Origin of the sequence: Clostridium sp. KNHs205 (assembly GCF_000702945.1) — a bacterium.
Lineage (GTDB): Bacteria > Bacillota > Clostridia > Lachnospirales > Lachnospiraceae > Anaerocolumna.
The window spans coordinates 476,230-500,285 of record NZ_JNLE01000005.1 but is presented as its reverse complement, the minus strand read 5'-3'; the positions used below and the strand labels follow the sequence as shown (position 1 = coordinate 500,285).

Below are 24,056 nucleotides of genomic sequence, written 5' to 3'. Positions count from 1 at the left end.
TGGAAATCTACAATAGAATTATGTAAAAAATTGAGGACGTGAGTGGTATATTTCACGTCCTTATTTACTTGCAGAATATAAGGAAATTCAGAGTTCATGCTAGGAAACTTATCTTATTGGCAGAAGCTTCATACTACTGTATAATCAAAATTGTAAATGTTTACAAAATTACCCATATTAATCAAGGGTTTTTTATTAATATTAACATAGGAGGGGAAGCAATGTTTGAAAATGACCAGGAAAAGAAAAGGTTGGAAGAATTATATGAGGAATTGCGTTTTGATTGTATCAATATAGCTTTAAGAATCACGAAGAATCCAGCGATGGCTGAGGATGCAGTTCAGGACGCTTTTCTGTCAGTAATAAAACATAAAGATAAAATGCTGACGTTAAATTACGGAGATTTTCGTAAGAGGATCATTATCATTGTAAAGAACAAATGCATAGATATTATACGTAAAAATAAACATCTGTCGTCAGTTTCCCTGGAAGATATGGAGTATGAACTGAAGTCCGAGGATTTATCTGTTGAGATACAGGTAATCCGTCAGGAGGACTTTATGTATATGTTAAAGTGCATAGCAGAACTTGATGAAACAAGCAGATTAGTATTGCTTATGAAATACGTACAGGGCTTATCCTATAAGGAAATCGGTAAAGCCTTGGGAATGACAGCAAAACATGTTGATACTCGAATAATGAGGGCGAAGCAAAAAGTAAGAAAATTAATTGAAATGAGAGGAATGAATGATATGAGAGAAATGAAAGAAATAAGATGAGAGAAATTAAATCAAAAAAAATAAATTAAAAGTGAAAAATTGGTAGGAATTTCTTAAATTGAAACGTTTTTATATTATAAGCAATGCTCAACTGTCCAAAATTTGAGTCATTCAATTGAGATACATAAAAGCATGCGGGGGTCCACAAATAATTGCTGTGCGTTTGATTAGAGGGAATAAATTAGTACAGTTAAGTTACACCTGTGGCTGGTCATTAAGAAAGTCACAGTTAAATAAATTATAAAGGAGGTCAAAAAATGACTAAAAAAAAGTTTTATGTTAAAGCCTTACTTGTGGTAGCCTTTGCTTTGTTGATTACAACATTTTACCTGGCTACACCAGTAAGCGCTGCCGCCAGAGGAGCCTGGGCTCCCAATACTGCCTATGCGGTAAATGACACCGTAACATATAGCGGAAGTACCTATACCTGCCTTCAGGCACATACTTCCCTTGTAGGCTGGGAGCCATCCAATGTTCCGGCCTTATGGTCAAAAGGCGGCGGTGGAACTACACCGACACCAACACCACCACCGGCATCAAACGGAGTTACTTTCTACGCCGATATAAATTATGGTGGAAAAGCTGTAACCCTGGGAGTCGGCAATTACACACTGTCACAGTTGAATGCAAATGGAATTCCCAATGACTGGATGTCCTCTCTCAAGGTTCCAAGCGGTTGGACTGTGGAGGTATATCAGAATGATAATTTCGGCGGAACAAAATGGACCTATACTTCAAGTTCTTCCTGGGTTGGAGATACGGTTAATGACAAAATGTCATCGGTTAAGATTTATACCGGAACACCGAATACTTCCGTAACGAAGCCTTCTGAAGTTCCAAGTAATATATGGACATATACAATGAATGTAGATAATAAATTTGGTAAAGGCGGAGATTTTGCTTTGTTACTGTGCGCTGTTATCAAGAAAGAAAGCAGCTTTGGAGCAGGCCTGCCAGGCAGTCCATCAGCTGGCGACGGATTGATGCAGGTGGAACCAAACACCCGTAATGCATATTTATCTCAATTCAGCTCAAAATTTGGCCGTTCCTATAATCACAGCAGTGAACAAGACCAGGTATGTATGGGTGCTTTAATTTTAGATGAAAAGATTACGAAGTTCGGCAACATATATAATGGATTATTACATTACAACGGAGGAGATTACTGGTATCCGGGAGCTACAGATTCTTATGGACGTCCAATTCTGGCAAATGTATATGCAGACGTAGTTTACGCTACCTATAAGAGTTACGGCGGTAAGAAATAGGATAGTAAACATAGCTGTTGTGCCTTTCCTGCGCAATGGCAAAAGTATTTAATGAAATTTTTAAGGAGGCTGCTAAGTAATTTTAGCAGCCTTTTAAAATTTACCTAGAAATGTCATGAACTGAAATACATAAGATACTGTAAAGCCTTAACCATATTAAAATATTATTTGGACATGTCATGAACTGTAATACATAAGATACTGTAAAACCTTAACCATATTAAAATATTACTTGGACATGTCATGAACTGTAATACATAAGATACTGTAAAACCTTAACCATATTAAAATATTGCTTGGACATGTCATGAACTGTAATACGTAAGCTACTATAAAGCTTTATCCCTTTTAAAATATTTCATGGACTTGTTTTGAAATGTAATAAACAGAATATTGCAAGCTTTATATCTTAAAACGTTATATAGGCTATTTTTGGAAGGTTATATCAGTTTTACTTGATTAATCAACTATTTTTACTCTACCAGACCTTTTTTGAAGATTTTCAGATTGCCACCTATTGATATTTGATTTATAATTGTATGCGTTGCGTAAAATCAGATACGGATAAAAGAGGTAGAAAATGAACAAGAAGTGGTTTCGACTGGATAAAAGAGCAGACAAAGAGATAATCTCACTTGCATGGCCTTCTATTACCGAACAGATACTTGAGATGATGGTAGGAATGGTATCTACTATCTTTATGGGGAAGATAGGTATCTTTGCAGTTGCTGCTGTAGGTATGGTAAATATGCTGATGGGATTCCTGCAAACAGTTTTTTCTGGTCTGTCAATTGGTACAACGGTTATCATTGCAAGAGTAACCGGTGAAGGTAAAAATAATGAGGCAAAAAGCGCATTAATACAATCGGGGTATATGGCAGTCATTGTCGGGGTGCTTCTGGCAGTGATGGGCAGGGTGTTTTCCTTGCCTTTATTGAGCCTGTTCTTTGGAAAAGCAGAGCCTGAGGTTTTCGCAGCAGGAATCAGTTATTTTAATATTGTACTTATTAATCTGCCTTTTCTTGTACTGGATATCATTGTATCCGGAGCCATGAGAGGAGCAGGTGATACAAAGACTCCAATGATAATTACTGCCGGGGTAAATGTTTTAAATATCATATTAAATACAGCTTTGATATTTGGTGTACCTTTTCTGCATATACCTGCATATGGTATCGTGGGTTCAGCTATAGCAGTAACTGTTTCAAGAATCGTAGGTGTAGTGGTCAGAGTTTTTGTTCTATATAATTACAAAGGGCTTAAGCTGAATCTAAGCCTGAAAGATGACTATACAGTCAGGCCGGAAATGATTAAGCGAATTATTAAGATAGGAGTTCCTGGTTTCATTGAGCAGGCGGTAATGCAGGGTGGGTTTCTTATGCTGCAGATCATTATCGTTCCCTTAGGAACCGTTGCTATGGCTGCCTATCAGATTGGAATAAATATAAATGCACTGGCATTCTTCCCGATATTTGGTTTTGCGATTGCAAATACAACCCTTGTAGGACAAAGTCTTGGAGAGAAGAATTATGAGAAAGCCGAAATCTATTCCCGTGAAAGCTTAAAGATTACAATGATTGTGGGTTTTGTCATTGGTATTTTTATGATTATATTCTCAAAATATCTTGCAGGTATGTATACCAGTAATCCTCTTGTAATTAAGGAGTCCATTGGTATTGTCTGTACTTTTGGAGTAATTGAGCCGTTGCTTGCTATACTAAATTTATGTTCAGCAACCTTAAAGGCCGCGGGAGATATCAAGTATGTAATGATTACCTCCTTTGTAGGACTTTGGGCCTTTAGGGTTATCCTGTCCTTTGCACTTATTCATTTGTTTGGTATAGGATTAACTGCGGTTATGATTGGTATATTCTTTGACTTCTGCTCAAGATCGATTATGTATCTGACCAGAGTACATAGTGGGAAGTGGAAATATATTAAAGTCTGATATAAGGTTATGAATAGATTGAATAGCACATCGCTGGGATTCCCTTCCCAGCGTTTGCATTTCGGTGCGGCTTGCTTTGGGTCTGTCCGGAACATGTTTTTATAGTATTGATAAGGGTATATCTATGGGTTACAGGGAAGATACATAAAAGATGGCAGAAGGACAGAGTGAAAAAAGCTTATTTTTGATTGGTAAGAAAGGAGGCGGTTGATTGGCGAAGAACGGAAATATGCTGGCGATATTATGGATGTTAAATTCGGGAACTAAAATAACAGCGAAGCAAATAGCGGAAAAATTAGAGATAAATATACGAACTGTGTATCGTTATATTGATTCACTTTGTGAAAGCGGAGTACCGATTATTTCGGATTCAGGACAGAACGGCGGATATACTTTACTGAATAATTTTATTCAGGCACCGTTAGTTTTCAATCTTGAAGAGCAAAAGGCATTGCTTCATGGGGCTGTATTTGCAAACGAAGCGGGATACCCATTCAGTGAAGCTTTAAATAAAGCAACTCAAAAGTTAAAAATGTATTTAAATAGAGAACAGGAAAATATACTAAATCGCCACATGACCGGTTTCGAGGTAATCAATCGTGATATTGACCCGTCTGTCAAAAAGACTCTGGAAGAACTGGAATTTGCTGTTGCAAATGAGTATTCGGAAGAAATTGAATACCGTTCAGGACGAGAAGAACAACCGGTTATAAGAGTAATTGATCCTTATGGAATGCTTTACTGGAACAACAAATGGTATACGGTTGGTTTCTGCCAGCTGCGAAAGAAAATCAGAAGTTTTCGAGTTGACCGGATTACCCGGATACACCGTACACAGGTGAGGTTTAAAAGGCCGGATAGTTTTTCCGTCAGGCAATTCTTTCTGCAAAATTTACTGCAGGATTCAGAAAGTAAAGCAGAGCTAGTAACTGTTATTATAGGCGGCAGGTCAGAAGCTCTGGAGGATTTATGTATTCATTGGTTTTTGGGTCATCACGTGATAGAGCGCAGTCCAAACCAAGCGGTTTTTTTACTGGATGAAAGAGCAGTTCAGGGATATGTGCCTTATCTTCTTCTTTCTTATGGAAAAGCCGTACAAGTGATTGAGCCGCAGAGTTTAAAGGAAAAGCTTGTATCGATTGCATCGGAATTAATGGAATATTATCAAAAATAATAGCTTCACTGACAGTGGTTGTCAGTGAAGCTGTTTTATTATAAGGAAGAACATTGCTGCTAATCCTGGAGGTTTAATTAACCAGAAAAAAGAGTATGGATGAAAATTACCCGTGGATGTGACGAATGTTTTAGGAATGCTTAAATAATAAAAAGGAGATCTTGGGTATGAGGAAAAACATAGTGTTTCTTTATGTATTTGATACAATGGCAGATTGGGAAGTTGGTTATATAACAGCAGAATTGAATTCGGGCAGATATTATAAGAAAGGTATAGCTCCAACAAAAATTATTACTGTCGGAACGAAAAGGACTCCTGTTACTACAATGGGAGGGTTTAAGATATTGCCGGATATAGAAGCTGATGCTTTGAAGCTTGAAAACACAGATGCTTTGATTTTACCAGGCGGAGATACCTGGACAGAATCAGTACATGAGCCTATTTTAAAAATAGCAGGAGAATGTTTAGAGAAAGGGATTATTGTTGCTGGAATCTGCGGCGCCACAGTAGGTCTTGCCCGGATAGGCCTGCTGGATTCTAACTGTCATACAGGCAATGACCTGGATTACCTTAAAAGTGTCTGCCCAGTTTATAAGGGAGAACAGTACTATAGGCAGGAAACTGCCGTAACTGATGGAAAGCTGATAACTGCTTCAGGGATAGCACCGTTGGAATTTTCTCTTCATGTTCTGAAAGCTTTAGAGGTGTTCTCTAATGAAACTCTGGATGCCTGGTATAAGCTCTATAAGACGAAGGAAGCCAAATATTATTTGAAGCTGATGGATACAATCTATTTATAATGAAAAGAATAGTCTCTTATAAAGGCTGTCATTGCAGATTAGATAATATGGATTGTAGTTTATAATTAAAGGTTATGTAATAAAATAGTTAGAAGTAATAAACGGGTTGGAAATATATTTCCAGCTCGTTTTTATAACGCTGAACTAGTAACAGCTGATGCTTTGCCTGGTACCACACAGATAGTGGAATTACCAGAGTAAAGGGAATAAATATAAATATTTAATATATTTGACAATAATACTATATAAAACTATACTACATGGTATGGAGGTGGATAATATTAAAACATACGGGGGATTTTTGATATCCCAAATCAAGCAGCTTCAGGGAAGAGTCTTTAAAAAAATGCTGAAAGAAAGTGGCATAGATGCATTTAACGGTGCACAGGGAAGAATATTATATGTGTTATGGGAGAATGAAAAGCTTACTATAAGCGAAATTGGGCATCTTACATCACTTGCCAAAACAACTCTCACCAGTATGCTGGATAGAATGGAAGAAAGCGGACTGGTAGTTAGAACCGCAGACCCAAAAAACCGTCGGCAGGTTTACGTGTCCATTACAGAGAAAGCAAGGCTTTACAAGGAGGAATATGATAAGGTAACGGACCGGATGAATGAGTTATTCTATAGAGGTTTTTCGGAAAATGAGGTAACTGAGTTTGAGAATATGCTGCGAAGAATTATAACAAATATAGAATAAAGATTTATATCAAAAGCTATTTTCTTGTCATTGGTGAAGCGCTGCTGTGATGCCATCTGGCATTTTGATTTACTTTTAGTGAATTATTTTATATATTATTTGAATTTGAATAATCACTTTGGGAAGGATAAGATTCTACCAACGGAAGGAGGGAAAAGGAAGCAGGAGGCAAAGAGTATATATAATTATAGTAAAAGTGGGTCTTGACATTGACGTCGGGGAAGAGTTTATACTCAAAATATATTTTAAATTAAAACAGGGATAATAGAATGCGTATAATACAAATGGGTAGTAGGGATGTTTATCACAATCACAAGGGGAAACATGGATAAAAAAATATTTTTGGATACCAAGCTGCATATGCCGTCTGTCAGACAGAATCATATTTGCAGAGATATTCTAAATAATAGGTTAGATGAGGGCCTGAAGAAAGAACATAGAGTTTTTCTGGTTTCCGCACCGGCGGGATATGGTAAAACGACATTAGTTTCAGGGTGGCTTAACCGGTTGAACTGTAAGTATACCTGGCTGTCTTTGGATGAGTACGATAATGAGCCCTCAAAGTTTATTTGTTATCTGCTTGAGGCGGTCAGAAAGATAAGTAAAAGCTTTGGTTCAACCATAGAGAATCTGATGTTGGCTACAAACCTGCCTGCTGTTAAGACAGTAAGCTTATATATGGCACGAGAGCTGGAACAGCTTCAAGAGGCTATAGTACTGGTTTTGGATGACTACCATGTCATTCATAATAATTATATCAATGAACTGGTGCAAAATCTGATGAATGGGGGCTCCATGCAGTTTGTTATAATTACTCGCAGGGAACCGGCTCTTGCTTTTTCAAAATGCAGAGTCGAAGATAAAATAACGGAGCTGAATGCCAGGGATTTGAAATTTACAAGAGCAGAGATCAATGGATTTTTTAGCAGATATTTTAAACTGACCCTGAAGGAAGAATCCTTAGAAATTATCGAAAAACAAACAGAAGGCTGGGTTGCCGGAATGCAACTGATTGGCCTGTCCTTAACGAATATGGAAAGGAACAGGGAAGAAGCCTTAATAAAAGAATTTAGTAGTAATAATCGCTTCATAACAGAGTACCTGATGGATGAGGTTTTTAAAAATCAAGAGGAGCAGCTACGTACTTTTCTGAATAAGACCTGTATATTAAAGGAATTTAACGAGGAGCTATGCGAAGCTGTAACGGGGATGAAACACTGCAGAGCTATTATACAGCAGTTAGAAAAAGAAAATCTCTTTATCATCTCATTGGATGATACCAATACCTGGTACAGATACCATCACCTTTTTTCAGAATTTTTAAGAAAGAACCAAGAAGAGACTGGGAAGATTGAAATCTGCAGAACAGCTAGTTTATGGTGTAAAAAGAACGGATATACCGAAGCTGCTTTAGAGTATGCATTACAGGCGAAGGACGGAGAAGCCGCCGCATGCTTGGTTAAAGACAGGGCAATTGAGCTGTTTCGTAAGGGAGAGCTGAAAAACCTTCTTACTTTACTGAATACAGATTTGATCAGGAAGGAAAAGGATGGAATTCTGGAATTATATAAGGCCTGGTGCATGTTGTTTACAGGGGAAGTCGATGAAGCAAGTAAAATATTATCTAATTTAATTAACCGAAAAGATAACAGTAACAGTCTGAGAGTCACAGGAATGGTAAAGGCATCTGCACCGTACTTGTTAAATAATGAAGAAAAAGTGAAGGCCCTAATGGATGCAGAAGAAGCAATAGCATTTGTTGAGGGGAAAAAGGATTTTTTCTATTATGTTGCATTAACCGCTTTGGGACACGCAAATGCTTTAAATGGACATACCAGCACTGCGGCTGCTTTGCATGCAAAAGTTCATGAAGGCGCTTGCAAAAAGGGATATCATATTCTGGAAGTGACTTCTCTTCACGATGTAGCATTTTATCTTAATTGTATGGGAAAAGGCAGAGAGGCTCTGGCCTTATGTGAAAAAACCCTTGAAAGATTTACGAATCGTGCCGGAAACTACTCACCAATGGATAAAATTGTATATCTTCCGGTAGGAATGCTGTTTTATAATTTCAATAAATTAGAAGAAGCTCAAAAGTATCTGGAGGAAGGTATTGCAGTTTACCGTAAGTTGGGATTCGCTCATTGGGGCGGACTGGGAGAGTGGTATTTAGTTCTGGCGCTTTATAATACCGGAGAGAAAGAAAAGGCTTTTGAGATGGTCTATCGTCTGAAAGCCTATTACAAAGATTTCAAGATCTCTAGAATTTCTTTATTTTTTGATGCCTTGGAAATGGAGCTGTGCCAGAGGGAAGGTAATTATGAAAAGGTTTTTAGGTGGTTGAAGGAAACGCAAAATACCTTTGATAAGATATCGGGTTTATCGGACATAAATCCTTACTTTACCTATTTAAGAGCTTTGATCTTGCAAAAAGATTATCTTACAGCCCAGAAAGCCCTTACTGAAAAGGAAGAAATATTAAGGGGAGAAGGTCGATTTGGAGAGTTGATTACTGTGCTGCTACTGTCAGCTTTAGTAAAAAAGCACCTGGGGATGGAAGGCAGAGCCTTGGATTGTTTGAGGGAAGCTGTAGCACTTGCAGCTCCTGAAGGTTATGAAAGATTATTTCTTGATGAAGGAAGCGAACTTCTGGAGCTGGTTTTTATGGTAAGAGATACAGCACCGGATTTTATAGACAGAATATGCAGCAGCGGTGTAAATAAAATGAATTCTCTTACAAACCCTCTTAGGAAAAGAGAATTAGAGATACTGAAACTTATTGCAGATGGTCTGTCTAATGATGAGATTGCTGAGATACTTTTTATAACAACCGGGACTGTCAAATGGCATATTAATAATATGTTCTCTAAACTTGGAGTTAATAAGCGCACCCAGGCAGTAGTCAAGGCCAGACGTCTTCAGATAATCAATTAGCATCTAGAATGAAAAGCCCTACTTTTTACCTAACTTTTGATAGGTTGAATGTGAGGCTTTTTTCTTTATAATTAAATAGTTGAAAAAATTGTAGAAATATATATTATACAATCGAAATAAAACAAAAGGAGAAGTACGAATGAAAAAAAGTATACGTCCATCCAGATGTTTACTCATCCTGATAATGATGATTACATTGGTTTTTTCTATGGCAGCTTGTAAGAAAACGGAATTTCCTGCAGCTGATGAAAGTGTTAAGGGATTCTTTACAGCATTAAGTAAAGCAGATTTGAAAGAGGCAGAGAAATATTGCAATTCGGATACAGGTAATTTTAAATTTGAAGATCCACAGGAAGAAAAATTAATTACCCTTATTTTTTCTAAATTAAATTATGAAATTGTCTCCTCTGAAGAAGCAGGAGATACAGCAACTGTCGAAGTAAAATTAACAAATCTGGATCTGCAATCAGTCTTTGAAGAGATGTATGGAAAAATCTTTGATGAAGCTTATGATACTGCTCTCTCAGAGGAGGAGATGTCAGATGATGATTTGGAAGAGAAGATGATGGGTTATCTGGAGGAGGGGATGTCTGATCCGGAAGCACCTGTAGTAACAAATGAATTTGAAATTACATTAAAGAAAGACAAGGGTAAGAAAATCTGGGTGATCCAGGATGACGATACTTTTATGAGTAACATTACCGGAAACCTTGATGAAATGCTGAGTGAATAAATTTTGAGATTGACAATTATGATTGTGTCTGGAGGAATAAGGAAGTTTGCTGGGATGAAAATACTTATTAATTTTAGTTCTAAATAATAGGAGTATAGTAGGAGGAAGTATGAGAGTAGCAACAATAATATTAGTTATTATAGGTACATTAGCATCCATAGGATTAGGTGTAAAATGGTTGTCAGATTTTGATACATATAAAACTGAAATTGCAGCCGTGGAAGAATATAGTTCAGACCCGGATGTAGCTCAGGCCCTTAAAGATATGGAAGAATTAAAGAGTTGTTCATATGCCTTAATTGTTTGTGGTATTGTTTCCCTGATATCAGTATTCTTAATGAGTAAATTAGGAAAAATTACTTCTGTAATATTTCTGGCTTCGGCAATTATTCCCGCAGTTTTGGCACCTATATCTCTAACTTTTACATTTTTCTTTATAATTGCAGCTATTTTAGCTTTCTTTGTAAAGCCAAAAGTAAAAAACACTGCAGAACCAGCATAATTTAACCCAGTTTACCAGGCAATATTTTATTCCTTTACAGCCCAAATCATAAAGTTAATTAGAGGAGTACTGAATTATGTTCAGTAGCTCCTCTTTTTGTTTGCCCGCCATGGGCGGGCTCTAATGGGTGAAAGTCCCAAGTGCGCCTAGGCAACGTGGAAGCACATAGCTGAACAACAAGGGTGTCCACCGTGAGGTGGAATCTGAAGGAAGTTGTAGGCAAACTCTTGGTCCGACGGACAGAAATCACATATAAGGCTCTGAAATACGGATAAGTTTGCAAAAGAAGATGAAGTCCAAAAGTTGCTGGAAGTAGGAGTAAATGTGGCGGATAGATGAGAGGAAAGAGCTCGCACCTTAATCGGGGAGGTCTCACAGCGGTATCATTTGCCGAGTAACAACGAACTGTGAGAAGTCAGCATAGTCCGTAGTAGCGAGGAAGTTTCTGTAATGGAAACGGAGCAAAGGGACGAACAATCAATCAGTTGAAGTAGGTTCCGACTTGTAGTAAACACAACATCTGTCGATGACGTCAAAGATGGTGGAAACGAACGGGACAGAAAGGAAACAACGCATGGACACAAATAGTCTAATGGAGCAGATATTAGCCAAAGATAATCTCAATAAGGCGTATCTGCAAGTCATACGAAACAAAGGAGCAGAGGGTGTGGACGGAATGGAGTACACAGAACTTGGTGAATACCTTTTGAAGAATGGCGAAACAATTAAAGAACAATTGCGGACACGAAAGTATAAACCGCAACCAGTAAGGCGTGTAGAGATACCAAAACCAGAAGGAGGAGTCAGGAAACTGGGAGTACCAACAGTAACGGACAGATTTGTTCAACAAGCAGTAGCACAGGTACTCACTCCGATATTCGAGGAACAGTTTCATGACCACAGCTACGGATTCAGACCGAGTCGTTGTGCCCAGCAGGCGGTGCTTACAGCGCTGGAAATGATGAACGATGGGCACAGTTGGATAGTGGACATTGACCTGGAAAAGTTCTTTGACACAGTAAATCATGACAAGCTGATGACAATAATAGGAAGAACAATCAAAGATGGAGATGTTATCTCGATAGTTCGAAAGTTCTTAGTTAGCGGAGTGATTATAGATGATGAATACGAGGATTCTATTGTAGGAACACCTCAAGGTGGAAATATTTCACCACTTTTAGCAAACATCATGTTAAATGAACTGGATAAGGAAATGGAATCAAGAGGATTGGATTTTGTCAGATATGCAGACGACTGTATTATTATGGTCGGAAGCGAACTGGCAGCTAGCAGAGTAATGAAAAGCATTTCAAAGTTCATAGAAGAGAAGCTTGGATTGAAGGTAAATGTTAGCAAGAGCAAGGTGGATAAACCAAAAGGAATAAAGTATCTGGGATTTGGATTTTACTATGACACATTTGCCAAACAGTATAAAGCTAAACCACACGCTAGTTCAGTTGCAAAGTTCAAGGCAAAAATGAAGAAATTTACTTGCCGAAGTTGGGGAGTTAACAATAAGCACAAAATAGAGAAGCTAAATCAGTTGATTCGAGGTTGGATAAATTACTTCAAAATCGGTAGTATGAAGAAACTATGCAAGAATTTTGATGGAACTATTAGATATAGGCTTCGCATGTGCATATGGAAACACTGGAAAACACCAAAGAATAGAGCAAAGAATCTAATAAAACTGGGAATACCTAAATGGGCGGCAAGACGAACCTCTTATGCAAAGGGATTTGCAAGAGTATGTCGAAGTTCAGATATAAGCCAAGCAATAAATAATGAGAGATTAGCCCAGTTTGGACTAATCTCAATGTTGGACTATTACATCGAAAGGTGTGTTACTTGTTAAGTTGATTGAACCGCCGTGTACCGAACGGTACGCACGGTGGTGTGAGAGGTCGAAATTTCTCTGTTAAGAGAAATTTCTCCTACTCGATTATAGAATGCTTTATGATTTATTTGTAGTAAAAAGTTTTATACTTTTATGGCTTTATTGTATTTGGTGGATTTAAAATTCCTATTGGGATTGTTTTATTATAAGAGGGAATAATAAAGAAGGCAAAATGAAAAGAATAGTTCACGATTTTTGGTTGAATAAAATTTAATTTAAAATAATTAAATTTTATTATTGACAAATGGTTTATTTGTAACTATAATAGTAACAAATAGAGGAGATGATGATTATGTACTCAACAAAATATGCTGTAGGCATTCATATATTAAGCCTTATTGCTTTAAAACAGGAGGATGGAATAACCTCGGATTATATTGCAGGCAGTGTGAATACTAATCCGGCTCTTGTAAGACGGCTGATGAGTGATTTGAAGAAGTCAGGACTCATCCAGACAAAAACAAAAGTTGGTGTTACCGGGCTTATGAAACCCCCGGAAGAGATTACACTTTTGGAAATCTTTAAAGCAGTAGAAAACCGGCAGGATTTGTTTGCAATCCATACAGATACCAATTCAGACTGTCCGGTAGGCGCAAGAATAGGATGTGTATTAGAGAGTATTAATCATAAAGTTCAATCCGGCTTTCAAGAGGAATTGGGAACTATGCATCTATCTGATATTTTAGAGGGCTTAGGCAATATCTGAGTCAGGTCATCATCATCTATATTACTTATAGATATTTATCTTAGTTATCAAGATACTAATGTTATTAACTTTCCTTAATGGGAAAATACAATCAAAATGAATTTAATAGGAGGAATTATTATGAGCAAAAAAACAATCGGCATTATTGTAGGAAGTTTGAGAAAAGGATCTTTTAACAGAGCAATTGCAAATTATGTAGCATCAATAATACCTGAAGGATATGAGGCTAAATTCATTGATATAAATGGAATAGATTTATTTAATGAAGACCTGGAAGCTAATCCACCGGTATCCTGGAGCAACTTAAGAGAAGAGGTCAAGTCATCTGATGCATATCTGTTTTTTACACCTGAATATAACCGTTCTGTACCAGCTGTTTTAAAGAATGTTTTGGATGTTGCCTCCAGACCTTATGGGCAAAGTGTCTGGGCTGGTAAACCTGCAGGAATAGTCAGTGTGTCTATGGGAGGTATTTCTGGCTTTGGAGCAAACCATCACCTTAGACAGACCCTTACATTCCTTGATGTCTATCCTTTGCAGCAGCCGGAAGCATACATTGGTAATGTTACCGCATTGTTGGATGAAGGTGGCAACCTTACAAATGAAGGCACAAAAGACTTCTTAAAAACTTACGTAGACGCATTTATTGCCTGGATTAATAAATTTTAATACCATCTGAATAGCCAGTTAAGAGATACTCCTTAGGTAGATAAGGTAAATAACCATAATCTACTTAAGGAGATTTTTTATGTCCAGACAAAATATAGCCCGGAATTAAAAGCTCTGTATTACAAAGAAGCTAAGCGAGCCATTTAATTGACTGGCTGACACAGTAGGAATTGGAAAGTGTCAGCAATATGGACAATGCAATATGGACAAAACTGAATAAGTAAAATATTTACAAATTACTTAAATTATACTATAATATTCTTAAATTGAAAGAACTGCCATTTTCCGAAACGAAGGGGTTTCATGATCATGATTCGCGCGGCATGATCTGAAATAATAAATGATAAGGAGATTAGATATGTTAAGGAAAGGGAAGTTATTAAGTGTGTTACTGGTTTTAATTTTACTGGTATCCTGGCTGCCTTCTATGTCAGTTCCGGCAAAGGCGGCTACAAACTGGTCTCTTGTGTGGAGTGATGAGTTTAACGGAAGCAGTCTTAGTACCTCTAATTGGACGGCTGAAATTGGGACAGGCAGCGGAGGTTGGGGAAACAACGAACTGCAGTATTATACCAACCGTTCGCAAAATCTATCGGTATCCGGTGGTAATCTCATCATAACCGCTCAGAAGGAATCCTATGGTGGTATGAATTATACCTCTGCCAGAATTAAGACCCAGAATCTAAAGAGTTTTACTTACGGTAAAATTGAAGCCAGGATAAAGCTGCCCTCCGGACAAGGCTTATGGCCTGCTTTCTGGATGCTGGGAGATAATATTACCAGTGTCGGCTGGCCGAAATGCGGTGAAATTGACATTATGGAACGTGTTAATAGCAATGCGTATGTCAACGGTACTGTTCACTGGGATTCCAATGGGCAGGCTGATTACGGGCAGGTATCCGGCTCTTTGGATTTTTCCCAGTTTCACACCTATTCCATTGAATGGGACTCCAGTTATATCAGATGGTTTGTTGACGGTGTACAGTTTAATGAATTCTACATACAGAACAATGCGGGAGGAACAGAGGAATTTCAGAAATCCTTCTTCCTCCTTCTGAATCTTGCAGTAGGTGGAAACTGGCCGGGAAGCCCTAACAACCAGACTGCATTTCCTGCCCAGATGCTGGTTGATTATGTCAGAGTATATAAGGCACAAGCTTCACCGACTATAGTAAGCGGAGGAATCTATACCTTGGCTGCAAAATGCAGTGGTAAAGTACTGGATGTAAAGGACGTATCCTATGATGACGGAGCCAAAATGCACCAGTGGACCTATAAGGGAGCGAATAACCAGAAATTTCGCATTGATGATATGGGAGGAGGGTATTATAAACTAACCGCAGTTCACAGTGGTAAGTGCCTGGATGTGCCTTATGCTTCCACTGCCCAGGGAGTACAGCTTCAGCAGTGTTATGACAATGGTAATGATGCTCAGCGGTGGAAAATCGTAGATGTAGGCGGAGGATATTACAAACTGATATCCAAAGCCAGTGGATTAGCCATGGATGTGTCTAATTCCTCCACAGCCGATGGAGGTGTGGTGCAGCAATGGAATGATAACGGAACGGATGCACAGAAATGGTATCTGACAAAAGTAAATTAAGTAAATCCTAAAGCTGTAAAAAGAGTTACATATGGTTAATCAAAAACTTCCAGCAAAGTGAAGTTAATGATAAGCGTATAGTAACTCTTTTTTCGTACATGTCCTGTTACAGTTAATGAAAGCGCAGCTTCTCTCTTAAGATCTTATCTATTACCTCCAGATAGTTTTCAGGAATATCTACATTACCGTTCACCAGCAGCATGGAATAACCATGAACCAGGCTCCACATGGTAAGAATATCGACTGCCTGGTCCTGTGGATTTGCCTTAAGCCATTTAAGATAACCCAGAGCGCTTTTTTGAAAAATCAGATAAGGATTTGTTTCATTATCAGGCACCGGTACCTTGTTGATGCTTTTGTGACTTGGATTAATAAAGATAAAGCGCATATAATCCGGGTTCTCTACCATAAATCGCACATAACACTTTCCAAGTTCTATGATCTGATTTTCTGCCTCCTCCGGATATTTTTGTACAGCTTCTTCCAGCGCTTTTTTAAAGCTGTCGGATACCTCCTGAATAATAGCTAGGATTAATTCATCTTTATTTTTAAAATGTTTATAAGGCGCAGAGTGGGATACACCGCACCTGGCAGCAATTTTTCGTAAGGAAAAGTCCTCATAATTTTCTTCATTTAATAATTGTATACCTTTTATGATCATTTCTTTTTTTAAATCACCATGATGATAATGTTCTTTTTGCAACTTCCATACCTCTTACTATCACAATATTTTATGAACCTTTCACAAATTTATAAAATTATAACATAAAAAGTTGACAGTGTAAACATTGTGAGGTATGATTGTGCTATGTAGACAGCGTAAACATTAAGGAGGGCAAGAAAAATGAAGGTTTTAGTTATAAGTGATGCCTCAGATACCAGTCAGCTTGGGAGGAAGGTGAAAGAAGAATTAAAGGGGTATCTTAATAAGTATAATCATAGTGTTACTACATTTGATGTACAGACGGATGATATGCATAATTGTGTAGGCTGCTTTGGCTGCTGGATTAAAACTCCGGGGGAATGTGTATTCAAGGATATCAGCAGTGACATAAACAAAGCCTATATCGGAAGTGATATTGCAATATTTGTATCTCCCGTAAGATATGGTTGTTACACACCTGCTATACGAAGAACACTGGACCGGATGATACCCAATATCCTGCCATTTTTTAAGAAGATAAAAGGTGAACAGCATCACGCTCCACGGTATAAGAAATATCCAGGTTATATTGCCTTTGGATACGGAGAGGATATTACCAAAGAAGAGGCAGAGACTTTTCAGTCTCTCTGCAAAGCTAATGCATTGAATTTACAGGCAAAGAAATCAGGCACCTACATCAGCAGAAGAGAATCAGACGTTACAGACAGGTTGAATTCTCTCTGCAGCTATCTAAAGGAGTGTGAGCAGTGATGAATAAAGTATGTTTTATAAACGGCAGCCCCAGAGGAAAGAATAGTGCCTCCAAAGGATTGATTGATAAAGTAATAGAAATGCTTGATAAGGAAAAGCTCCAAAGTCATGAGCTCAGCGTTGTGGAGTGGTACAGGAAGAATAGGAAAGAAGAAGATTTTGAATTAATGAGAACAATGAATGCAATTGTATTTGTGTTCCCTCTCTATGTAGATTCGATTCCTTCCAGCCTGCTGGAATTTATGTATGCATTCGAGGAGTATCTTATAAAATATCCCTGTCCGAAGGATATGAATGTACCAAAGATATATTCCATAATAAATAACGGTTTTATCGAGGGAAAACAAAATATCAATGCACTGCAAATCATGGGCCACTATTCAGCGCGAATCGGTTTTAACTGGAGATTTGGTATTGGTATAGGAGCAGGGGAATTCATAAGGGAAACCATGGAAGTGATACCTTTAAAAAGCAAGTTGAAACTAGGCATCTACAAGGCTTTAACTATATTGGCAGCTGATCTGGAAGGTCAGGTGGATACAGAGCAAAGTAATATTATGACAAACCCATCCTTGCCGAAGCTTATCTTTACGGCTGCAGCCAGCCGGCACTGGATGAAAGAAGCTAAAATATCCAGAAAAGCTTTGAGCAGGAGAGTATGGCCGGAAGCATAAAGTGAATATTTACATAAAGGACCTTTTGGAGAAGAAGGTTCTTTTTTTGACTATTCGAAGTTTGTAATGCTATAATAAGGGTAAAAAAATTGAACACCAGAGAGGATAAGTACTTATGATTTATTTGGACTATAATGCTACTACTCCAATTGATAAAGAAGTTGCTGATGCTATGCTTCCTTTTATATATGAGAATTATGGGAATCCTTCCAGCAGTCATAGCCTGGGAGTGGTCAACAAAAGTGCAGTGGAGCAGGCACGATGTCAGGTGGCGAAGCTGATCAATTGCACGCCTGATGAAATAACCTTTACCAGCGGCGGCAGTGAATCCAATAATACAGTTATCAAAGGGGTGGCTTATACCTATCGTCATAAGGGCAATCACATTATAACCTCATCTATAGAACATCCCGCAGTTTTGAACCCCTGTAATTATTTGGAGAGAAACGGTTATCGGATATCCTATTTACCGGTTAACGAGGACGGCAGAGTTGACATATCGAAGCTGGAGAAATTAATAACGGAAGAAACTTTACTGGTTACTATAATGCATTCCAATAATGAAACTGGTGTAATCCAGCCTGTGAAGGAGATTGCAGAAATCTGCCATAGGCATGGTGTTCTTTTTCATACGGATGCTTCCCAATCTGTTGGCAAGGTTCCTGTGGATGCAGAGGAGCTTGGAATTGATTTTCTGACAGTTGCAGGACATAAGCTTTATGCACCCAAAGGAACAGGTGCTTTATATACGAGAAAAGGAATTACCATTGAACCCCTTATCCATGGAGCCGGACATGAACATGGCAGACGTGCAGGTACTGAGAATGTCATATTTGACGTTGCTTTAGGGAAAGCTTGTGAACTTGCAGAAACTGCGCTTAAGGATTCAAAGATAAAAGCATTGACAGAATATTTTTATACAGAACTCAAGGGTTTGTTCGGAGACGGGATAAAATTGAATGGAGATTGGGAGAACAGGCTGCCGAACACCTTAAATATAAGCTTTATCGGTTATAACGGAGGAGAACTGTTAGCTCAGTTGGGAGAGGAGCTTGCTGCCTCTACCGGATCAGCATGCCATTCTGGACAGGTATCCATCTCTCCGGTTCTAAAGGCAATGAATATTCCTTATGAAATAGCAAGGGGAGCTGTAAGGTTCAGCCTTGGAAGGTATACTACGAAAGAAGAATTGGATATGGTTATTAGCCGCCTGAAGAGGATTCATGCTGCGAAAGAATAGACCCAAGGTTATAGAAGATGAGATGAAATTTAATTTTTAAGGATTTATAGAGCTGCCACCAGTTTTTATTATTCTGTGTTCTGGTCTTATATTTAACACTGATTTTAAAATAGTTAATAATAAATGTTACAGCAGGCGGTTGGAGTTAAGAATTATGTCGAATGAATGTAACCCTATAATTATAAGTACATAATATAATATAGCTATATTAATAAGTAATATAAGCATAGATATGGCTAATCTAAAACTGAGGGTGACTGAATGAATCATAATACAAAACTAACAGGAATGGTAGTATATCCAGATGATCCAGAGTACCAGCAGGCTCGTATGAATTGGAATCCATTCACCAATGCTTTTCCCATTGTGTTTGTATTTGCACAGAAGATAGAAGATGTGTCAAATGCCGTTAAATGGGCTCGTGAGAATAAGGTACCTATAAGGATGAGAAGCGGCAGGCATGCCCTTGCGAAAGATTTTTCTCAGACAAATGGCGGAATTGTAATAGATACCAGCCATATGAGAAGTGTTACGCTTGATAAGAAAAATAATATAGCCAAAGTACAGGCTGGTATACGAGTTGGCCAGCTTGTTAGAATGCTGGCAAGGGAAGGAATACTGGCTCCTTTTGGTGATAGTTCTACGGTTGGTATAGGAGGAATCAGTACCGGCGGAGGAATTACGGCTATACAACGTACTGCTGGATTGATTTCCGATAATATTCTGTCTGCAACCCTGGTAGATGCCTATGGCAATATTCTGGAGGTGAATCCCTGGGAAAATGCGGACCTCTTCTGGGCTATCCGGGGAGGAGGGGGAGGTAATTTTGGTATAATAACCTCCTACACCTTCAGAGTAAGAACTGCCCCTGCTAAGGTTGGAATATTCCAGATTATTTGGCCCTGGGAGCAATTAAATGAAGTTATTGATGTCTGGCAAAGATGGTCTCCCTGTGTTGATGTAAGGCTGGGTACCATATTAGAGGCATATTCCAAAACAAATGGTCTGCTTCGGTCTCAGGGGATTTTCCTTGGACCAGCAGCTGAATTGGAGCAATTAATATTACCATTAATCAATACCGGATGCCCTATTAAGGTGTTGGTAGATGAGGTTACTCTATTAGAGGCAATAGATTTCTGGGCACCCAATGAACCACTTTTTGATACACAGAATTCTACTTGGTCGTCCACATGGGTTGAAAGCTCCCTTCCGGAAGCGGGAATTGACGCAATTCGTAATTTCCTTGAAGAAGCAACAGGTGATGAATCTAATTTCTTTTTTCTTAACTCAGGTGGTGTAATGAACCAGATACCACCTCAGGATACAGCCTTTTTCTGGCGTAATACCAGATACTATATGGAATGGGATGCCTCCTGGAAAAATGAATGTGAAACAAAAAAGAATATTAAGCTGGTTGAAGAGACACGTTTACGATTACAGCCCTATATAACCGGCTCCTATGTAAATGTACCTGATTTAAGCATTAAAAATTACGGCGAGGAATATTACGGTGGTAATTTTAAACGGCTCATGCAGGTTAAGGAACGCTATGATCCGGAAAATATTTTTAATTTCGTCCAAAGCATTCCTCCCGCCCATCTGTGCGGAGAAAAGAATATTGATTGAGATTAGATTGTTTAAGCTGCATACCTTAAAGTGCAGCTTTTTGTAATTATTTTCACAACAAATCTGGCAGGCTTAGTAATCAGCTTTCTTTTCTATATTCCCCCGGAGAGCACCCAATGGCTTTTTTGAATTCCCGATTAAAATAGCTGATATTGTTAAAACCCGTAATTCTGGCAACCTCTGAGATTTTCCAGTCCGTCTGGGTTAACAGGCTGCAGCTTTGCAGAATTCTGTGCCGGATAACATAGGCTATGGGTGGCATTCCCATAACTTCCTTAAAAGTATGGCAGAATTGCCCCTCACTCATAGGGAGCAGCCCTGTCAGGGACTCCAGGGATATTTCTTCCCGGTAATTGTTATGTATATAGTCGATGACCGGCTGCAGTCTCTCTAATTTGTAATTGTTCTTATCCTTTAAATTCTGTACAGCTTCTGCATGCTGATAACACAAATGCCACATCTCAAATATCCGGCTCTTGATAAGCAGCTCTTTTTCAATTAAATTCTCTTTTCTAAAAGAATCCATTTCTAATATAAGACGAAGAATTGTTTGCTGCCATTCCTCGGCAGGTGTTATGCTGGGGGATAAGTTTAGTTCACCTTTTAAAAAAGGTTGAAGGAATTTAGAATAGGTAGGACTATGTGTACCTCCGAATAACCCCGGATGGAATAGTACTACACAGGCTTCGCAAGGTAGTCCCATATAAGCTCTGGCAGCATGCAGTTTATTGGAATGAATAAATAAACCTTCTCCGGCCATCACAGTGTATTCCTTGTCTTCTATGGTATAGATCATCGCACCTGCTAAGACTGCAACAAATTCGAATTCATCGTGCCAATGCAGATAGAAGAAATTGTCTGTGTTCTGTCCATAGCTTAGATGATGAATAGCTATTGGCATCAAGGCTGTTCCATGTACAGCTTTTTCCTTTAGAAATACTCTGGATTTCATAAGACATGCTCCTTCTGAATTAGCAATATTGTGTTAGTAAATAACAATTTAATTAAAGAAATGAGTACATAAAATTAATATAATACAATTATAGCATAGATTTACATTTAACAACAGTTCAAATGCTTTGGTCATGGTAAATCATGAAGGATAACTTAGGAAAGCTGATGACTTTTATGTCTTTGCTGTGTACACCAGGGCACTTATGGAGGATAGGTTGAAAAAACAAAAGGGCTGTTTTTTCAACCAAGAATACAGGAATATCAAAACAATGTTTGATATTCACGAAAGGGGATATTATGAAATTTACCAGTGAAGGAAACAGATTAATCGCAAAATCAGGCAGGGAGATTATATGGATTGAGCCATGGGGGACTAATTCCTTAAGGGTTCGTATGACAAAGGATGCCGCAATGGACCTGAACGATTGGGCACTAACCGATGAGCCTAAGGGAAGCAAGGCAGAAATAATCATAAAAGAGGTTATATTAAAGGAACCATGGAGTGAAGAAGAAGGCAAAGAAGGTGTAAAATGCCAGATTGCTTCCATAAAAAATGGTGAAATAACCGCCTCCTTCAATGGAGAAGGATGGCTTTCCTTTGCAAACAGTAAAGGAGAGGTACTTACAGAAGAATATCACAGAGACAGAAACCGTATTGACAGGTATTGTGTTCCTCTAAATATTTCGGGAAGAGAAATGAAACCAATTACCGGCACCAGTGATTATAAGCTCACACTTCGCTTTGAAGCCTATGACGATGAGAAAATCTATGGCATGGGACAATATCAGGACAAAATCCTGAATAAAAAAGGAGCAACCCTGGAACTTGCCCATAGAAATTGCCAGGCCAGTGTACCCTTTATGATATCCAGCAGAGGTTATGGATTGTTATGGAACAATCCAGGCATCGGCACAGTAACCTTTGGAACCAACCGGACAGAGTGGATCAGTTATAGTACGAAGAAGCTGGATTACTTTATTACGGCAGGTGATACTCCGGCACAGATTGAAGAACAGTATGCCGAAGCAGTAGGAAAAGTTCCCATGATGCCGGAATATGGCATGGGCTTCTGGCAGTGTAAGCTCAGATATCGCAATCAGGAAGAACTGCTTACTGTGGCCAGAGAATATAAAAAACGCGGAATACCGGTAGATGTCATTGTAATTGATTTCTTTCACTGGACCAGGCAGGGAGACTTCAAATTCGAACCCAGGGACTGGCCGGATCCGGAAGGTATGATAGCAGAATTAAAGTCAATGGGAATAGAACTTATGGTTTCTGTATGGCCTACTATTGACAGCCGTTCCGAAAACTATGAAACCATGGCGCAGGAAGGATATCTCATTTCTGCTGACAGAGGTTTGAATATCAATATGAACTGGATGGGTGAAACAGTATTCTTTGATGCCACCAATAAAGAAGCAAGAGATTATGTATGGCAGGTATGCAAAAAGAATTATTATGACAAAGGTGTCCGTATCTTCTGGCTGGATGAAGCGGAGCCGGAATTTGGTCCTTATGATTTCGACCTGTACCGATATCAGCAGGGAAGTGCGTTACAATGCTCCAATATCTATCCGTTGATGTATTCAAAGGGTTATTATGATGGTATGACAGCAGAAGGACAGGAAAACATCTGTAACTTAGTCCGCTCTGCCTGGGCAGGAAGTTCCAAATACGGGGCACTGGTATGGTCAGGGGATGTTTCTTCTACCTTCAGAGCAATGAGAGAGCAGCTGCAAATAGGACTGAATATGGGAATAGCAGGCATTCCCTGGTGGACAACGGATATTGGCGGCTTTTTAGGCGGTTATATAAAGGATAGGGATTTCCAGGAACTGTTACTGCGCTGGTTTGCCTTTGGCGTGTTCTCACCGGTATTTCGTCTTCATGGAGAAAGAGTACCTCACCATGAGCCGGAGCAGGCAGTAATTGATGGAGTAACACAGATGATGACCGGAACGGACAATGAAATCTGGAGTTATGGAGAAGAGAACTATCTTATTATGAAAGCTTATATTGAGATGAGAGAAAGACTTCGTCCCTATATTAGAAATTGCATGAAGGAAGCCCATGAAAAGGGTACCCCGGTTATGCGAACCATGTTCTATGAATTTCCGGAGGATGAGGTATGCTGGAACGTTGAAACACAATATATGTTCGGAGCGGATATTTTAGTGGCACCTGTTTTTGAACTTGGTCAAAGGCAGGTAAAGGTATATCTTCCTAAGAACCAGAACTGGAGAAATACAAAAACAGGAGAGAACGTGGAAGGTGGTCAATATGTTATCGTGGATGCACCTGTAAATGAGATACCCTTATTTATCAGAAGTGAGAAAGCTTATCCTATTTATTGATAAACTTGGCGTTTCAATTGATACTAATATGAAGGTAATTAAAAGTGAGTTTTTCGCAAGGGGACGGCAAATTA

Annotated in this window: 20 protein-coding genes; 18 read left to right on the top strand and 2 right to left on the bottom strand. The window is 38.7% G+C overall.

Annotated features, from left to right (window positions below):
• Nucleotides 1–221 precede the first annotated feature (221 nt).
• The 13 genes from BR73_RS0121850 (at nt 222) to BR73_RS0121790 (ending at nt 15,716) form a co-directional block, all read left to right on the top strand.
• Nucleotides 222–779, top strand: a complete 558-nt coding sequence (locus BR73_RS0121850) for a sigma-70 family RNA polymerase sigma factor (protein WP_033167997.1) — start codon at nt 222–224, stop codon at nt 777–779.
• A gap of 257 nt (nt 780–1,036) precedes the next feature.
• Nucleotides 1,037–2,047, top strand: coding sequence for a carbohydrate-binding protein (locus BR73_RS0121845; RefSeq protein ID WP_033167996.1), 1,011 nt, complete (start codon nt 1,037–1,039; stop codon nt 2,045–2,047).
• 580 nt (nt 2,048–2,627) lie between these two features.
• On the top strand, nt 2,628–3,995 hold the full coding sequence (locus BR73_RS0121840) for an MATE family efflux transporter (protein ID WP_033167995.1): 1,368 nt from the start codon (nt 2,628–2,630) through the stop codon (nt 3,993–3,995).
• A gap of 211 nt (nt 3,996–4,206) precedes the next feature.
• A complete protein-coding gene (locus BR73_RS0121835; protein WP_033167994.1) occupies nt 4,207–5,169 on the top strand; it encodes a WYL domain-containing protein in 963 nt (320 codons plus the stop codon).
• A 167-nt stretch (nt 5,170–5,336) separates the two neighbouring features.
• Nucleotides 5,337–5,969 (top strand): type 1 glutamine amidotransferase family protein, encoded by a 633-nt coding sequence (locus BR73_RS0121830; protein ID WP_033167993.1) that lies wholly within the window; start codon nt 5,337–5,339, stop codon nt 5,967–5,969.
• Between the two features lie 301 nt (nt 5,970–6,270).
• Nucleotides 6,271–6,672, top strand: coding sequence for a MarR family transcriptional regulator (locus BR73_RS0121825; RefSeq protein WP_347463487.1), 402 nt, complete (start codon nt 6,271–6,273; stop codon nt 6,670–6,672).
• A 324-nt stretch (nt 6,673–6,996) separates the two neighbouring features.
• On the top strand, nt 6,997–9,606 hold the full coding sequence (locus BR73_RS0121820) for a LuxR C-terminal-related transcriptional regulator (RefSeq protein WP_033167992.1): 2,610 nt from the start codon (nt 6,997–6,999) through the stop codon (nt 9,604–9,606).
• A 139-nt stretch (nt 9,607–9,745) separates the two neighbouring features.
• Entirely contained in the window at nt 9,746–10,339 is a 594-nt protein-coding gene (locus BR73_RS0121815) for a DUF5105 domain-containing protein (protein ID WP_033167991.1), read from the top strand.
• Between the two features lie 109 nt (nt 10,340–10,448).
• Entirely contained in the window at nt 10,449–10,841 is a 393-nt protein-coding gene (locus BR73_RS0121810; protein ID WP_033167990.1) for a hypothetical protein, read from the top strand.
• 574 nt (nt 10,842–11,415) lie between these two features.
• Nucleotides 11,416–12,696 carry a group II intron reverse transcriptase/maturase gene (ltrA, locus tag BR73_RS0121805; protein WP_035297454.1) on the top strand — a complete coding sequence of 427 codons (1,281 nt, stop codon included), beginning with the start codon at nt 11,416–11,418 and terminating at the stop codon, nt 12,694–12,696.
• A 334-nt stretch (nt 12,697–13,030) separates the two neighbouring features.
• Nucleotides 13,031–13,444 (top strand): Rrf2 family transcriptional regulator, encoded by a 414-nt coding sequence (locus BR73_RS0121800; RefSeq protein WP_033167989.1) that lies wholly within the window; start codon nt 13,031–13,033, stop codon nt 13,442–13,444.
• A gap of 120 nt (nt 13,445–13,564) precedes the next feature.
• Nucleotides 13,565–14,113, top strand: a complete 549-nt coding sequence (locus tag BR73_RS0121795; RefSeq protein WP_033167988.1) for an NAD(P)H-dependent oxidoreductase — start codon at nt 13,565–13,567, stop codon at nt 14,111–14,113.
• Between the two features lie 358 nt (nt 14,114–14,471).
• Nucleotides 14,472–15,716 carry an RICIN domain-containing protein gene (locus BR73_RS0121790; protein WP_033167987.1) on the top strand — a complete coding sequence of 415 codons (1,245 nt, stop codon included), beginning with the start codon at nt 14,472–14,474 and terminating at the stop codon, nt 15,714–15,716.
• A gap of 112 nt (nt 15,717–15,828) precedes the next feature.
• Here the strand turns inward: BR73_RS0121790 and BR73_RS0121785 are convergent, their stop codons facing one another.
• Nucleotides 15,829–16,419 carry a TetR/AcrR family transcriptional regulator gene (locus BR73_RS0121785; protein ID WP_033167986.1) on the bottom strand — a complete coding sequence of 197 codons (591 nt, stop codon included), beginning with the start codon at nt 16,417–16,419 and terminating at the stop codon, nt 15,829–15,831.
• 141 nt (nt 16,420–16,560) lie between these two features.
• Between BR73_RS0121785 and BR73_RS0121780 the strand changes: the two genes are divergently transcribed.
• The 4 genes from BR73_RS0121780 (at nt 16,561) to BR73_RS0121765 (ending at nt 20,670) form a co-directional block, all read left to right on the top strand.
• Nucleotides 16,561–17,130, top strand: coding sequence for an NAD(P)H-dependent oxidoreductase (locus BR73_RS0121780; RefSeq protein WP_033167985.1), 570 nt, complete (start codon nt 16,561–16,563; stop codon nt 17,128–17,130).
• Nucleotides 17,130–17,804 (top strand): NAD(P)H-dependent oxidoreductase, encoded by a 675-nt coding sequence (locus BR73_RS27790; protein ID WP_051685482.1) that lies wholly within the window; start codon nt 17,130–17,132, stop codon nt 17,802–17,804. Before BR73_RS0121780 ends, BR73_RS27790 begins: the two co-directional genes overlap by 1 nt.
• A 115-nt stretch (nt 17,805–17,919) precedes the next feature.
• Nucleotides 17,920–19,044 carry a cysteine desulfurase family protein gene (locus tag BR73_RS0121770; RefSeq protein WP_033167984.1) on the top strand — a complete coding sequence of 375 codons (1,125 nt, stop codon included), beginning with the start codon at nt 17,920–17,922 and terminating at the stop codon, nt 19,042–19,044.
• A gap of 261 nt (nt 19,045–19,305) precedes the next feature.
• Complete coding sequence (locus BR73_RS0121765) at nt 19,306–20,670, top strand: FAD-binding oxidoreductase (RefSeq protein WP_033167983.1); 1,365 nt, start codon at nt 19,306–19,308, stop codon at nt 20,668–20,670.
• A 79-nt stretch (nt 20,671–20,749) separates the two neighbouring features.
• Here the strand turns inward: BR73_RS0121765 and BR73_RS0121760 are convergent, their stop codons facing one another.
• Nucleotides 20,750–21,622, bottom strand: coding sequence for an AraC family transcriptional regulator (locus BR73_RS0121760; protein WP_033167982.1), 873 nt, complete (start codon nt 21,620–21,622; stop codon nt 20,750–20,752).
• Between the two features lie 299 nt (nt 21,623–21,921).
• Between BR73_RS0121760 and BR73_RS0121755 the strand changes: the two genes are divergently transcribed.
• Nucleotides 21,922–23,982 (top strand): glycoside hydrolase family 31 protein, encoded by a 2,061-nt coding sequence (locus tag BR73_RS0121755; RefSeq protein ID WP_033167981.1) that lies wholly within the window; start codon nt 21,922–21,924, stop codon nt 23,980–23,982.
• Nucleotides 23,983–24,056 lie beyond the last annotated feature (74 nt).